This is a genomic window from Paraburkholderia tropica (assembly GCF_900109265.1).
In the GTDB taxonomy this organism is placed as follows: Bacteria; Pseudomonadota; Gammaproteobacteria; order Burkholderiales; family Burkholderiaceae; genus Paraburkholderia; species Paraburkholderia tropica.
The window spans coordinates 55,839-69,805 of sequence record NZ_FNZM01000023.1; the positions used below are offsets into that span (position 1 = coordinate 55,839).

Sequence of the window (13,967 nt, forward strand, 5' to 3'; positions counted from 1 at the left end):
TGCACTGGTGTCCTGAATTCATGATCGCACGCGCATGGTGAAGTCAAGGCGTGGGCGGATGGCTAGAGAAACCCGGCGAGACTGTCACCGAGGGCGTCGGTCATGACGCTCGACTGCTCGCTCTCGTGTGCTATCGGGATGCTCTGCAGGCCGAGTTCAGCGCCCAGTTCGTTGAGCGTTTCGTTCGTCTTCGTTGGAGCTGCCTCAGACGCCACATCAGCGCGGCCGAACGCATTGGTGGCGCTGCGTGTGGTCGAGCCTGAATGGCGGTCGTTCACGTTGGCCGCATCGTCGCGCGCACCACTGCTTTCGCCCCGAAGGTGCGCTTCGGCGCAGGCCTTGAACACGGCTGCGCGCTCGCGCGGCGAGGCGCAGGCGCTCAGCCGCGCGAACAGCAGTGGACTCACGAGTTCGGTGACCGTGACCTCCATCACGAGCTTCCCGTTCATGCGGCGCGCCGTTCGCGTGCGAGTCCGGCTTCACCGGCGATCAGAAAACCGCCGACGTTCGCGACGCAGGGCGAGCCGATCATTTCGATCACGAGCCGGGGGAATGCGCGGCGCAGCACCGCGGCGTAAAGAGCCGCGCCGCCGCCCGAGAGGATGATCGAGCGCAGGTTCGGCATCTTGCCGACGTTGTTCTGGATCGCGAGTACGACGCCGGCGATGACGGGTTCGGCACGCTCAAGGTAGGGCGCGAGGTCGATTTCCTTTCCGTAGAAGCGGAACGTGGTGTGTTCGCGCAGGGCCTTGTCGATGAGCTCAATGCCTTCGACGTCGTCGCCTTCATCGCGGGAGATCAGGCTGGCGATGCGCTGGTAGATCTGCGACGCGCCGCCCGGCATGCCACCGCTGCGGGTATCGTCCATCGCGAAGCCCTTCGCATACACCCAGTCGGTCGTGAAATAACCGACGTCGACGACCAGGTGCTCGTCGTTGGGGTTAAACGCCTTGCCCCGCGAGCTGGATGCGGAGATGAGCGAGCCCAGCGGCTGGGGAAGCACCACCACCTTGTCGACCGTGACATGTCCGCAACCAAAGTCCATGTCGCCGGCGAATCGCTCCTTGAGGAGATCGGAGTATTTCTTCAGGTTATGCACCGGCAGGCCGAGCACCAGTCGCTCGATGTGCGTGACGCCCGCGAAGTGGATCGCGCCGAAGAGCAGGGCCGCATAGTTGTTGGTGAGCACGTAGTCGTCGGCCAGGGCGCGGCCGGTCTTGCCGTATGCAGCGGTCAGCGACACGTCGGGGCCGACCTCGTATTCGATCCGGTCGAGCGTCACGGTCGCGACCTTGCGCGAGGTAAGAACGGCATCACCGTATCCGCTCAGCGAACGGGTGGCGGCGAGAGGGGCGAGAGAGGGGAACATGTCGGTCGCGACCGTGCCGCTTGCTGCTCGGTACGCGCTTTTGGTGTTGCCGTAGCCGACGTCGATGGCGAAGACCGGGGTTTTCATGATGTGTGGCTCTCTTGAATAATCGTTGAGTGGTGCGCCGAAAGTCCGGGATAAAGTCCGGGTTTGTCGGCGCTGAAAACGCTATCCCGGAGATTTGCCCGGGGTTCGTGCATGCTGCTTTCACGAACCCCGGTTTAATCCCGGAGTTTGCCTGGCAGCCCCAGGCAAACTCCGGGCAAATCTCCGGTATTGCTGAGTCCAGTCTATCGAGCCCATTGCAAAGTCAAGTCGCCGAAAGCGCGCGGGATGAGGTGATCTTTTGGGGCTGCGCGCTTGCGTCCTGGCTTTATTCTTGGAATACCTGCTGCGTCCCTGACGCATCGACCTGAAGTGCAAGGCACTTCGTGCGTCTTTTCTCCGGCCCGACGGGCCAACATCCACGGCCCGCACGGGCCAGAAATCCCCAACTGTCCGTTCTCCACCGTGAGGCGGATTTTTTTTCAGTCAAATCAAGTCCACCGTGATCCATATTGAGGACCACCGGACAGTGCGATATCCATACGATTGGCGGGTGTCCGCCGCAATGTGGCGTATTGAGGAAATGTGGACGCGGACAGTTGGACAGTTCGCGCCCGGCCTCAAACGTCTGCACACGTTCCTTCAGCCCGAGTGCTGGGTGCGTTCACGAAGCCCGATACACCGCGGCGGAGATGAACGTGCTTCGGAACGGGGGAGAGCCTGCGCGCTGGCCACGCCAGTGTTCGCGCCTCCCTGTACGGAAGACATAACGGTCCGCGCAACCGTCACCAGAAACGCGCAACAGGAATTGCCCGGCAGTTGGCCAGGGCGGGCGAACGGCGAGTTGCTGTTCGTTACGCCCCGACGCAGCGATGCGTGCGTGGCCGGTCGGGTAGCCACGGCAGGCGGCAAGGCAGCACAGGCAGTAAACGCGGGAGTAGGTTTGCGCGAAGCGCAATCCGGCCCGTGCCGCAGCAAGGTGGACAGTCGGAACGCATCTCTTCCGTGCGTCGGGCTGATCGGATGGAATCGCTAAAGGACAGGAAGGCAGTACCCCCGCGCCGGGGCATCGGCGAAGCCGCATGGTGAGCGGCAGGAGCAATACAGGATTCAGGCCCGCGTGAGAGCAGACGTGACGTCAGGCAGGGGCGTCGCGACGCGTACCCCGGGCGAGGACAGCGGTCCCCGTGTTTGGCGGGCACATAACAGGGAAGCGAGAAACCATGGCGGCAATCCTCAACGTGCGCGCGGTGGTGCGCGGCTACCGGCTGACGCCCACTGTATCGGCGGCGCTCATCCTGCTGCTTGACGAGCACGTGTCGTCGGTCCACAGCCGTACGCGTATCAGCGCGAAGCCGCTATCGATCAAGACGCAGGAGTTCCGTGTGCGGGCGATCTGCGCGGCGCTGGTTGAACTGCGCGAAGGCGGGTTCGCGCTCGCGACACCGTGGAACCTGCGGCGCAAGCACATTGAATGGCTGGTGCAGCAGTGGATTGGGGCAGGGCAAAGCGGCGGCACCATCGAAAACAAGCTCACGTACCTGCGCGCGTTGTGCGAGTGGATGAACAAGGAAACGTTGGTCGGCACGCTGGCCGACTATGCGAACCGCAAGGAACAGGGCCTCGTTCGCTCATACGTGGCAGAGGTGGATCGTTCGTGGGACGCGAACGGCGTGAGTGCCCATGACAAGATCGGGGAAATCGCACTCACGTGTCCGCGTGTCGCGGTGCAGTTAAAACTTCAGGTCGCGTTCGGGCTGCGCATCGAGGAGAGCTTCATGCTCCAGCCAACGCGCGCGGTGAAAGATCTCGAACTGCTCGAAGTGACCCGCGGCACGAAGGGCGGGCGCGATCGCGAGGTGCCGATCGATGCGAAGTTCGATGTGCTCGAGGAAGCGGCACGCCTTGCGAATCCGATGACTGGTTCGACCGTACCGGCCGATCGGACGCTCAAGCAGTGGCGCAACTGGTACTACTACGTGCTGGAACGGCATGGCATCACGAAAGCGGGCCTTGGCGTGACGAGCCACGGGCTGCGCCATCAGTTCCTGCAGGAGATGTATGAGCGGTGGGCGCGGGTTGCGGCGCCAGTGAAACGCGCGGGCGAGCGCCCCGATCCTGAGCTTCACGCGCAGGCTATTCGCCGTGTGGTCCAAGCCGCGGGCCACAGTCGCCCGACCAAGGCCAACGCCTATATTTCGACGTTTGCGCGCCAGGAGCGGCTCGCGAAAACGAACCCGACGATCGACGAAGTGCGCTCGGCGCTCGAGGCTGCGGCCGGGAACAAGTCGCACGCAGCGGCCGCGCTGGGTATTTCGAGACAGGCGCTGTACCGGCTTCTGAATGCGGCGTCAGCGGAATTCGTCTGACGAAATTGTGTGCGGTCGCGCACATAACACGCGGGCCGCGAGCGGCAAGATGCACGGTCCAGTTGCCGCCGGTCGGGGAGTGGCAAATGGGTGGGAAAGAACCGACGAAACGGGGGAAGAGAGGACCGAAGCGCGAGGCACAATGACCTTGTTGGGTCTCTCAGATTCTGGCATCCCCGGCACTCGCCAGAATCATCCTTCGACCGGCCTTTATCGAAAGATAGGCCGGTTTTTTTTCGTCGGTATGCCGCGTTCAACGGTCACCAGCGATCCCGGTCCGGCAACGAATCGACTGCCGAGGCGATGACGTCCTCGAACAGGCGGTCCTGATCTTCCGGATGGGTGTAGACCTTTGGGAACTGTACGTACCGTTCGCCGTCAATATCGACCCATTTTGTGAGCTGGACGAGCTTGCGGTAACGCGCAGCGTCGTTGAGCACCGGGTCGATGGGCCACGAGTCGAACGTCACGACTGTCGCGTCGATGAGGCGACGGGCGAGCATCGCGAATATCGGCCCCATTTCCTCCCAGTCGGCTTTGGTGCGCGAGAGCAGGTCCAGTACAGCCGGGATATCGGAGACACCGACTTCACGCTCTACAAGCCGTTGAAGATCAGTCTTGTCCGCCTCGGGCCGGTTCAGGCGGGCGTTCCAGATTTCCCCGACGGCATTGCGCGCGGCCGTGTCGTCCTCCTCGCACGCTACCCACGGGGTCTGCATTCCGCACCCGGCGCAGTAGATGCAGACGATAGCCTCGGTTTTTGGGGCTTCGGGCGGTCTATGCATCATGTCGCCGAGAACGGGCGGGCCGCCGAATCTCCCCCATCTTGTCTGGTCGTACCACGGGTCGGGCGAGTCGGAGATGATTCGCTGCGAACGTCCGACGGTCGGTCGGCCGCCGCAGTGGTCGCAAGGTATGAGCTGCTCGTACATGGCGAGTCGGGTGGTTGGAATAGGCCGCCATTATCCAACGTCCCCGTGAATTCAATTCTGCAAGGTGCGTAGCGGATTGGCCGCAACTCGCCGGAATCATCGGGGACGCATCGCCTGATGCTTCACCTCAGGCGCGAGCAGTCGCTTCAACCGCGCGGCGGTGGCAACGTTCCTTGTGCACGGGAAAGCCGTCATGCACACGCCCGTCCAGTAACCGACCGGCGACCTTCTTGCCGACTCTGAGCACGTATGCGTCGTCCTTCTGGAAAATCTCGGCGTCGCGGTCGAGCCGCAATTCACCGGAGACTGAAAGCGATGCTGCCGCGCTCGCCGCGTCGCGCTGGATCGTGTCCGCCTGATCGGCCGGCAACCATTCGCCCCATTGCTTGAACAGGAACGGAACGGCCGCGTTTGCGCACTGGTCACGAAGTGATCGGGCCCAGTGCGTGTGCATGGGCCGCGCCCCCGCGCCGCTCTCGCCGCCGGCAATCACCCAGTCGATGACGTCGTGCATGCCACTCTGGTGAATAGGATCGGTGACGTGGCCAGCGCACGTAGCGCAATAGCCATGCTCGTATCTCGCAGCCTGGACAAAGCCCGTTTCGCATCGCGGCCAGCCCGGGGTGAGGAAATCGCTGATATCGACCGGTCCGAGCAACGGCTCCATGCTCAGGAACTTCACCGCGGCCGGTGTTTCAAGCAGCTTCGGGATGTCGCGCTCCGCCTCGATCTCGTTGACGATCGTCGCGCCGAGCCAGAGGTTCGGCCAGGCGCCCGCGTCCCACGTCCGGGCACCGGACGACATTTCCAGAACCGCCTCGTTGAGCATGGCCCGCGCGTTGCCGATTCGCTTCGTGAGGATCAGCCAGTCCAGGTCGGGTGTCTGTGCGATGAGACGGAGCAGATCGGCGCGCCAGGCGGGCGGCACTTCGTTGTCGAACACGTCGGATAGAGAAGAGCAGAAGACACGCTGCCGCCGGCCGTGGGTGGCGAAGAACGTTGCGTGCGCAGCATTCCAGCGTTTGGGGATCTCCCACGTGGAAACGGCGGTTCGGTGGCGCGGCTGTCCGGCGCCCCACCTGACGTCGAGGATGCGCGTCGCGCGCTCGCGCTCCGCGTAACAGTTGTCGCAGCCCGCAGAGACCTTGGTGCAGCCGATCCAGGCGTTGAACGAGTGATCGGCCCATTCGATTCTGGTGTTCTCTGCCATGCTCAAGCCCCGGACGTCTCATTGCTGCAGACGCCGAGGACGTATTGCCGGATCGTCTGCATCGAGTGGGCGTCAGCGCGCGCGGTCGCTCCCCCGAGGACCGATTCGTCGAGCGGCGTGCACATACGATCGAGGGCCGCGAGGACGTTCGCGGGAATCGGGTGGTCGATGACGTCGCGCGCGAGCAGCTCGGCATCGTCGAGTGCGTTCGATACGCCGGTGCGTGCAATCCCGTCGGGCAGCGCGAGCAGATCCATGCGTGCGCGGGCGAGCGTGGCGAACAGGCGTGCGGCGCGCTCGCGCGGCGGCTTTGGCGCTGATCCGTGGCGGGTGTCGCACGCCGTTTCTGTCTCGTCTTCGATTGCTAGCAGCGCATCGCCGGCACCGCACAGCAGCCGTGCCGTGGTCCAGTTCTGGTTGTCGAGCGATTGAAGGCCGGTTTGAACGCGCCCGATCGCGCGGGAATAGAGGAATGCGGCGACCGGTCCGGCTCCGTTCGCTTCCATCGGATTGCGGTAGAGCGGGGGCAGCGAATCGAGCCAGCGCTGGACGTCGGCGACAGAAACGGTATCGGTTGGGCAGCCGGGAAAGAGAAGGCGGTGGCTGGCTTCGGGTTCGGAGTTGCTGGCGGCGTGTGCCGTGGTCTGAGACATGTTGTGCGTTCCGTAGGATGAAAAAGTGAGGTGCTCTTTCAGCCTACGGCTCGCAGCACAAAGTCAAGCTCTGGCGGACGCGGGCGGCAGCGCGATGTGTTCGAGCGGTTCGCGGTCCACGTTCCATTCAACGGCGGGGATGCCGCGCTCGGCGCGCAACGCCCGCTTCTCGGCCTTGCGCCGCTCGTAGCTGGCGAGACCGTTCATGCCGTAGACCTCGACGTGCGTCGCAGGGCGTGTATCGAGGAGCACGAAATCGGGAAGCATGTCGTCCGCCGCGCTCATGCGAATCGGCTTCTCGAAGATTCGCCGTGCGGAAACGAGTCGATTGGCCATGGCGACTTCGTGGATTGAGTCGCACGGAAGAAATGTCGAGGAACACAGCATGGCGGCGAGGTCTACGACGCGCAGGTGTCCCTTTGCAGTACGTTCGACCAGCAGGATGGCAATGACGCGTGCGCTGCCGTCGCCGACGGCGCGCCACGCGTGCGCGTAGGTCTTTGCAGCGTGGTCGACGAGTGCCGTCGTCGAGAAGTACTTCTGGCGTCGCTGGCGAAGCGTGATGGATTTTCCGTAGGGTGTGTCGGCGACCTCTCCCAGCTCACCGAGGACCAGCGCCCGCTGTGAGACCGCCCCGTCGTTGCTGATCCGGCTCAGGAACGCATCGAACTCCGCGTTGATCGTTTCGCGCTCACTTTCCTCGTACCTCCGCATCACGTAGAGGACCTCCTCGGCAGGCGCGCCGTTGATCTTCGCTTGCGCGCCGAGTCCCGCGAGCAGCATGGCATTGACTGCGCCCCAGCCGCGCGCCATCGACGTGCCGGGCCACGACGTCAGCCCCGCGCTCTGCCAAAGTGCCTGAAGAAACGCGAGAAGCGGTGCGCGGCGGCGCGTCGTGCGAGGCGCTGTTCCCGTTTTCGGTGTACGTGGGCCGGGTACGACGTCACGCTGGATGAGGGAGGCGTCGAGACGAACGTTCAGACCATCCTGTCCGTCGATGATCGCGGCCGTTGAATCCCCGCCGGCCGCGGGCCGCTCACGCCCCGGGTCTTTCTGGAAGTCGCACCCCGGCGCGTGATGGACCCCGTCGTCTGGCCAGCCAGCGAGGTGGAACAGTGAGCCGTAGCGGCGGATCACGAGCTGTCGGGGCTGATCGGTCCGGCAGTGGCAGAGGGCATAACCGGGCGTGACCTTCGCGCGTTCGAGCGATCTGGCGTACCGGGCGGGATGCTCTTGCACCTCGGTCAGCGCGACCCGGACTCCTGAGAATGTCACATCAGGCATCGCTTCCTCGCTCTTTAGCTCGGCGGTATTCGGCCGCCGTCTCGGGTTCGGTGATCACGCGCTGCGCTGCTCGCCGCTTTCGCCATCTATCCAGCAGCGCGAACGCGACACACATAAAAATCACCGCGCCAAAGGCCACGTATGCAATCCATGTAACGTGAAAGGCGCTTGCGAGGCGGATGGCGATCCATGCGATCAGGGACGGCACGACGATGATGGGTACGCATTCGAGTAGCGAGTACATGGCGGGTCAGGCAAGGATTTCGAGTTGACATTCGGGGCCACGCCAGAACGAACCGTCCTCGGTGTCGAGCACGGTCACCATGCCGCTATCCTGGTCGTGTTCGGTGACAATGCCTTTGCCCCAGTCGGTCGAACCGGTTTGGTACAGGACGCGCCGCAGGCGCAGCGGCGTGGTTCCGGGCGGGGGAGTGGAGGGAGTAGCGGCCATCGTTGCATGATGGCGGCGGGTAACCGTGGTCTGGGAGCCGAAAGGCAACAGATTTCGCGCTGCTTTGCGAGAGATGCGCTTATTCCCGGAAAGCTCTACTAAAAGTGGAGCTTTCCGCGTTAAAGCCGACAGGCGCCTGTCGGCCGTCAATTCATCGACCTACCACGCACGCTGCCGGTTTAGATCGGGCATGCGAATTCTCCTGTATCTGCGCTGGCACCATTGCCGCGCGAAACCATTCTCCGGTGAGCGCGCGGCACGTAGTGCCCGCAAAGAGCGGCAATGCCGCGGCCATACTCGCCTGCAGCGTGTGCGGACCGGCTTTATCCACAGAGTTATAAACGGAATCTGTGGATAAGCCGGTCTCGGCGAAAGCGATGCGCACTTCTCGCCCTTTCGCGATGTCGCAGGCGGAGCGGGGCGCGTACGATCAGTGCTGCTTTCGCGTCATCGACGCATCGACCTTCCAGCCGCTGCTGGACACTCCTCATTAATCTTGTCACGGAGGCTGTTTTGAAAGCAGTCCGGTGGGTGCACAACAATCTCTTTTCCATCGCCATGATTTCGGTGCTTGCTACCGGTTTCGGCGTGATTGCACTGGGCGTCGCACAGACACTTGGTTTCGATATATCCGCGCTGATCGCGCACTGAGCTGCTGGCGTTAGCCAGCGTGTTTTCTTCCCTATGGGGCATGTCTGCCCCGTCTGGGGCCATGCCTTCTTCTTCGACGGAGCGGGCATGAGCCGCAAGAGCGCCGAGCGCAAATTTAATCAGACGGCCGACGAATACCAGTGCACGCTGGTCTCGTTGCTCGAACAGTTTTCCTATGGTCACCACCTCGACACAGTGTTTCGCGACTTCGTCGAGATGGCCGCGCTTGCGATCAGCAATCGCGTGGATCGCACGCAGTACGAAGCGCGCGAGAAGCGCTATATGGAGATCGTTGGAAAATACAAGCCAGAGGAAGTGAAGCGTTTCCCCGAAATGTTCGCGGCGCTCACCGGGTCGTTCGAGGCGCGTACGCAGGGCATGCTGGACGGCAGTGGTGTCGGCCTCACGGATGTGCTCGGCGAGACGTACATGATGCTCGGCATCAGCAACGATCGCAGCGGCCAGTTTTTCACTCCGTACGCGGTCTCGAAGCTGATGGCTGGCATGCTCGGCGGCGATGTCGCTGCGCGCGCCGATGCACAAGGTTTTGCGCGCGTGCAGGAACCGGCGTGCGGTGCGGGCGGGATGATCATCGCGACGGCGGAAGCCTTCCACGGAGCAGGCGTCAACTATCAGCAGGCGCTTCACGCGACCTGCGTTGATATCGACGTGTGCTGTGTCCACATGGCCTACGTGCAGCTATCGTTGCTGCACGTCCCGGCGATAGTCGTGCACGGCAACACGCTCAGCATGCAGGTGTGGGGCCATTGGTACACGCCTGCGCACGTGCTTGGCGGCTGGAGCCAGAAGCTGAAGATGCGCCGCGCGTGGGATGCGTTGCGTGGTCTGCTCAGCGGTGGCGAGGCTGATGAATCGGAGGCCGACAACGGCGTTCTGCCACCGCCCGCGGTCGTCGCGGAGGTTCGTGAAACCGCGCCGGCACCGGCGCCGTTGGACGATCATGCCGACATTGCGGTGCTAGAGCGGCCGATCGAAGCCGTTGATACCGGCGGCCTTGCCGACATGTTCGAGGAGGCCGTTGGCGTGCAGCCGGGCGCGAAAGACTTTTTCGAGATTGTCGACCAGCTTGCGCTGTTCTGAAGGAAAGCCCGGGACCAAATCCCGGGCTTTTGTTCTTTAAAAGCCGTATCGGAAATCTGATCTTTTCCGGCGCGCGGCGTTCATTGGCGCGATATCGTTCACTCACCTACCGCGCTTTTCGCGCATCGACTCAGGCCCACGTGGCCTATTTTCTTCACCCTTCGGGAATCCTCTTCCCGTCGGGAGCGGGTTCCCTCTCAGGAGACCTGCAATGCAACAACCCGTTACCCTTCGCCTCGGCGACATTCGACCCGGTCGTAACCCGCGCAAGTATTTCGATCCGTCGAAGATGGCGGAGATGATCGAGTCCGTGCGTACGCAGGGCATCATTCAGCCCGTGCTCGTGCGACCGCTCGAAGACGGAAGCCATGAACTCGTCGCAGGCGAACGCCGCGTTCGCGCTGCACGCCAGGCTCACGGCGATGACTACGCGATGCCCGTTGTCATCCGCCCAATGGATGAATTCACTGCGCGTTCGCTCGCGCTGGTCGAGAACATCCAGCGCGACGACATGGCCCCGTCTGAAGAGGCGGTGGCGGGCGCAGAGATCGTCGGACTGTGTCAAGGCGATCGTGACGAGGCGGCGCGCCAGATTGGCTGGAGCCGATCAATGCTCGACTCACGTCTCGCGCTCATGAACTGCAGTGCGTCTGTTCTGGAGGCGCTCAATACCCGCACGATCAAGCTCGGCCACGCCGAACTGTTCGCGGCCTTCACAAAGGAGCAGCAGGACAAGATCCTGCCGGTCGTTGTGAAAGAGGGGCATACGGTCGCCGATCTGAAGAGCGTGCTGGAGCGAGCCGCGTGCTCGCTCAATGCGGCGATCTTCGACAAGTCGGACTGTGCTGGCTGCCAGCACAACTCGGCCGCTCAGGCCGAAATGTTTGGCGAATCCATCGGCACCGGCAACTGCACGAACCGCAACTGCTACAACGAGAAGACGGAGAAACAGCTCGACGCGACGGCCGCAGGCCTGCGCGACGAGTTTCAGACCGTGCGGATCGTGCGCCCCGGCGACAACCACACGCGCATCCAGCTCGTGGCGGATGGCGCGAAGGGCGTCGGCGTCGAACAGGCGAAGGCGTGCTACGGATGCCAGAGCTTCGGCGCCGCGGTGAGCGGTCTGCCCGACTCGCTCGGAAAGGTCTACAAGGGCCAGTGCTTCGACACCGTCTGCAACATGAAGAAGGTGGCCGCGCGCATCAAGAGCGAGAAGCCGGAGACGCCCGCTGCGAAAGCTGCGGCGTCAAGCGGCTCGTCGAAGGCCTCGTCGGCCGCCGCGGGCGATAAGCCCAGCGCGGCCGCGCCTGAAGCGACGGCGGTGGCCGAGTCCGACCGCGTCAAGACGTACCGCGTTGCGCTCTGGCGCAAGGCGCTGCGTCGCGAGGTGAGTCAGGACCCGGCGCTCGCGCGTCGCTATCTGCTCGCGATCGTGGCAACTGGCCAGGCCCGCAGCATTGAGGCCGGTCCGCTGAACACGATCTGGGAGCGCCTCATCGACGGCAAGCCGCCCGTCGGCGACTTCGGCAAAGCCGCGGGAGCGGCCGCCGCGCTGGACGCCGACAACGAAGCCAGGCTGATGATCGCGGTCACGATGTCGGCCATTCAGGGCGTCGACGTGCCGTATCTGACGTCCATGTGCCGCCACCACAAGCTCGATCTCACGAAGCACTGGAAGCTCGACAAGGAGTTTCTGGAGCTGGTCACGAAATCGGAAATGAAAGTGGTGGCCGACGAACTCGGGCTGCGCAAGGCGATGGGCGACGATTTCAGGAAGGTGTTTGCGAAATCGAAGTCTGAAGTCATCGCTGCGTTGCTGTCGGTCGACGGTTTCGACTACACGGGCAAGGTCCTGAAGGTCCTGAAATTCTGATGCACGCCGCGGCGACGCCGTGGCTTTTCCCCTGTTGCGCCGCCAGTCCTGCGACTGAGCGGCGCTTTTTCTTTTGAGAGGTTTTTCATGTTCCAGCAACTCGAACCGTTCGTGCGCGAGACCGGCAAGCTCACGCTCACCATCAAGATGGCGGGTGAACAGATGTCGGTTGTGGTGGTGCCGTGCGGCGACTCGAAAGAGGCCGCGCTGCGTCAGCCGCTGGTGCTCACGGCGACGCCGGCGGAACTCGATGAGGGTTTCGTGCAGGCGCTGCAATCGTTCGAAGGCGCGCACCGTTCACTCGCGGAGCAGGTGAGCGCGACAACCGAGATCCTGCAGGCGGCCGAAAAGTCGCAGGCGGGCAAGGCGCACAAGGCTCTGTCGAAGGGCTCGAAGGCGGCGCTCCCGGCGCCGGCTTCGAAGCCCGACGGCGAGGGCGATGACGCAGAAGCCGCAGACGACGCAAGCGAAAGCGGCGACGTCCCGGCGGGCGGTGCACCAGCCGACCCGGCTGCCAAGGCTGGCGGCGACGGCAAGACCGATCTCTTTGCGCTTCTCGGAGGAGACCTGTCATGACGATCAGCATTGCAAAGCTCATCCGCGAGTTCACCTACAACGGCATGAAGTTCGCAGATCCCGGCCCGGCGTTCAGCCCGACCGATGTTCGCGATCTCTTCTCGGCGCAGTATCCCGAGCTCACGACCGCCTCGGTCGACGGGCCGGAAATCGCTGGCGAAGTCGCCTCTTACAAGTTTGTCCGCGCGGCGGGTGCCAAGGGCACCCATGCGTAAGGACGCGCTCATGCGTGCTCTCCGCGAGGGGAGCCTTTCTACTGCACAGGAACCGCCCGAAAGGGCGGTTTTTCTTTCCGACGAGGAATCAGCACTATGTTCTTCGACCCTTCGAGAACTGATCAAGACGTCGAGGGCGGCACCGTCGCGTGCTGGCAACCGCCACGCGCTGCCGCTGCCCGATATCGAGCTGCCGATGATTTTCTGAGCCTGCCGTCGGTCTCGGAGCAGGTGCCATCATCGGCCACCATGAAGTGGAAGGTCAGCGGGGAGATGTCCGCGCGGATTCTCGCCCACTTTCGCTACGGCCCCTTGCGGGCTGCGGACGTGCACGAACCGTCAGACGAGCTCAACGCGTTTGCCCAGGCGTTCTTCGCCTGGGTGGAGCGGCAGAAGGGCGAGTTTTCGCGGTTGACGGTTCGGCCGATGTTGCTGGATGCGAACGCGGTCGACACCGCGCTTGAGCACGTCTGTCTGGACAAGGACTTCGAGGCTGCTTCGCCGCTGTATCTGGGCTTTTGCCTGCCTGACGAAAACCTCTTCGAGATGGCGGCGCATGTCGACGCGCTGCGCAGTGCGCATCCGCTTTTGCTGCGCACGGTGCTCAAGGCGATCGACATGGCCTCGTATCGCACCGTGATGATCCGATCGCCCCAGTGGTTTCTCGGCGAGTTCGCCGCGTGGTTCTGGGACGGCGATCCCGAAGCCTCCGACGAGGACGCTTTGGAGGAGCTCAAGGAGCGCTTCGGCGCTGGCGATTCGGACATCGCTGCGTATCTGCCGTCAACGGCCAGGCCGCTGCTCTGCCCGGACGACGCGATGACGGTTAGCTGGCGCGATCGCAAATGGCGCGAGCGCGCGACGCTTTCGCCCACGCAGATCAGAGCGCTTCGGCCACGGCTTCGCGGCAAGGCGCGCAAGGTCTGCACCGAGCTGCTCGCGCTGAATTCGTTGATGCGCAAGAGCCGCACCAACGATCTGCTGCGTGGCGAGCCCTCAATCATGCCGTTGTTCTCTGCAGTCTCGTTTGTGCTGTCCGGCGACCAGACATACGTCGGTCAGATCCTGGACGGCACGATCGAATCCGCCTACCAGGGTGGTGACCATTGCGAATTTACCGCGTTTTCTCCCCTCTCCATGAAGGCAGCCGACATCCGCAGGCAGTACGCGGACTGGTCGCTCGCTTTCCAGATCATGACCCACCTCGACAGGCTTCTGTCGCTGGTGACCTCCTAGGA

Annotated in this window: 14 protein-coding genes; 6 read left to right on the forward strand and 8 right to left on the reverse strand. The window is 63.4% G+C overall.

What is annotated here, in order from left to right; all coding sequences use genetic code 11:
• Positions 1 to 62: 62 nt before the first annotated feature.
• Together BMY06_RS31515 and BMY06_RS31520 are read right to left on the reverse strand one after the other, a co-directional pair.
• Positions 63 to 449, reverse strand: coding sequence for a hypothetical protein (locus BMY06_RS31515; RefSeq protein WP_074987020.1), 387 nt, complete (start codon positions 447 to 449; stop codon positions 63 to 65).
• Entirely contained in the window at positions 446 to 1,456 is a 1,011-nt protein-coding gene (locus tag BMY06_RS31520; protein ID WP_074987021.1) for a PRTRC system protein D, read from the reverse strand. The genes BMY06_RS31515 and BMY06_RS31520 overlap by 4 nt, the downstream gene beginning before the upstream one ends.
• A gap of 1,181 nt (positions 1,457 to 2,637) precedes the next feature.
• Between BMY06_RS31520 and BMY06_RS31525 the strand changes: the two genes are divergently transcribed.
• Positions 2,638 to 3,783 carry an integrase domain-containing protein gene (locus BMY06_RS31525; protein ID WP_074987022.1) on the forward strand — a complete coding sequence of 382 codons (1,146 nt, stop codon included), beginning with the start codon at positions 2,638 to 2,640 and terminating at the stop codon, positions 3,781 to 3,783.
• Positions 3,784 to 4,043: 260 nt separating this feature from the next.
• Here BMY06_RS31525 and BMY06_RS31530 read toward each other — a convergent pair whose 3' ends face one another.
• From BMY06_RS31530 to BMY06_RS31555, 6 genes are all read right to left on the reverse strand, one after another.
• Complete coding sequence (locus tag BMY06_RS31530; RefSeq protein ID WP_074987023.1) at positions 4,044 to 4,715, reverse strand: Lar family restriction alleviation protein; 672 nt, start codon at positions 4,713 to 4,715, stop codon at positions 4,044 to 4,046.
• A gap of 127 nt (positions 4,716 to 4,842) precedes the next feature.
• Positions 4,843 to 5,925, reverse strand: coding sequence for a phage Gp37/Gp68 family protein (locus BMY06_RS31535; RefSeq protein ID WP_074987024.1), 1,083 nt, complete (start codon positions 5,923 to 5,925; stop codon positions 4,843 to 4,845).
• Between the two features lie 2 nt (positions 5,926 to 5,927).
• Positions 5,928 to 6,578 carry a hypothetical protein gene (locus BMY06_RS31540; RefSeq protein WP_074987025.1) on the reverse strand — a complete coding sequence of 217 codons (651 nt, stop codon included), beginning with the start codon at positions 6,576 to 6,578 and terminating at the stop codon, positions 5,928 to 5,930.
• A 63-nt stretch (positions 6,579 to 6,641) separates the two neighbouring features.
• Positions 6,642 to 7,862, reverse strand: a complete 1,221-nt coding sequence (locus tag BMY06_RS31545; protein WP_074987026.1) for a DUF1173 family protein — start codon at positions 7,860 to 7,862, stop codon at positions 6,642 to 6,644.
• Positions 7,855 to 8,106 carry a hypothetical protein gene (locus BMY06_RS31550; RefSeq protein WP_074987027.1) on the reverse strand — a complete coding sequence of 84 codons (252 nt, stop codon included), beginning with the start codon at positions 8,104 to 8,106 and terminating at the stop codon, positions 7,855 to 7,857. The genes BMY06_RS31545 and BMY06_RS31550 overlap by 8 nt, the downstream gene beginning before the upstream one ends.
• 6 nt (positions 8,107 to 8,112) lie before the next feature.
• Entirely contained in the window at positions 8,113 to 8,313 is a 201-nt protein-coding gene (locus tag BMY06_RS31555) for a hypothetical protein (protein WP_074987028.1), read from the reverse strand.
• A 738-nt stretch (positions 8,314 to 9,051) separates the two neighbouring features.
• On the opposite strand from BMY06_RS31555, the gene BMY06_RS31560 reads away from it, so the two are divergent.
• The 5 genes from BMY06_RS31560 to BMY06_RS31580 all read left to right on the forward strand — a co-directional run bounded on the left by BMY06_RS31560 (position 9,052) and on the right by BMY06_RS31580 (position 13,965).
• Positions 9,052 to 10,065 (forward strand): N-6 DNA methylase, encoded by a 1,014-nt coding sequence (locus BMY06_RS31560; RefSeq protein ID WP_074987029.1) that lies wholly within the window; start codon positions 9,052 to 9,054, stop codon positions 10,063 to 10,065.
• A gap of 211 nt (positions 10,066 to 10,276) precedes the next feature.
• The gene (locus BMY06_RS31565; RefSeq protein ID WP_074987030.1) at positions 10,277 to 11,938 is read left to right on the forward strand and encodes a PRTRC system ParB family protein; all 1,662 of its coding nucleotides are present in this window, start codon (positions 10,277 to 10,279) and stop codon (positions 11,936 to 11,938) included.
• Between the two features lie 87 nt (positions 11,939 to 12,025).
• Complete coding sequence (locus BMY06_RS31570; protein WP_074987031.1) at positions 12,026 to 12,514, forward strand: PRTRC system protein E; 489 nt, start codon at positions 12,026 to 12,028, stop codon at positions 12,512 to 12,514.
• A complete protein-coding gene (locus tag BMY06_RS31575; RefSeq protein ID WP_074987032.1) occupies positions 12,511 to 12,729 on the forward strand; it encodes a PRTRC system protein C in 219 nt (72 codons plus the stop codon). Before BMY06_RS31570 ends, BMY06_RS31575 begins: the two co-directional genes overlap by 4 nt.
• 96 nt (positions 12,730 to 12,825) lie before the next feature.
• Complete coding sequence (locus tag BMY06_RS31580) at positions 12,826 to 13,965, forward strand: PRTRC system protein F (protein WP_074987033.1); 1,140 nt, start codon at positions 12,826 to 12,828, stop codon at positions 13,963 to 13,965.
• Positions 13,966 to 13,967: the final 2 nt, after the last annotated feature.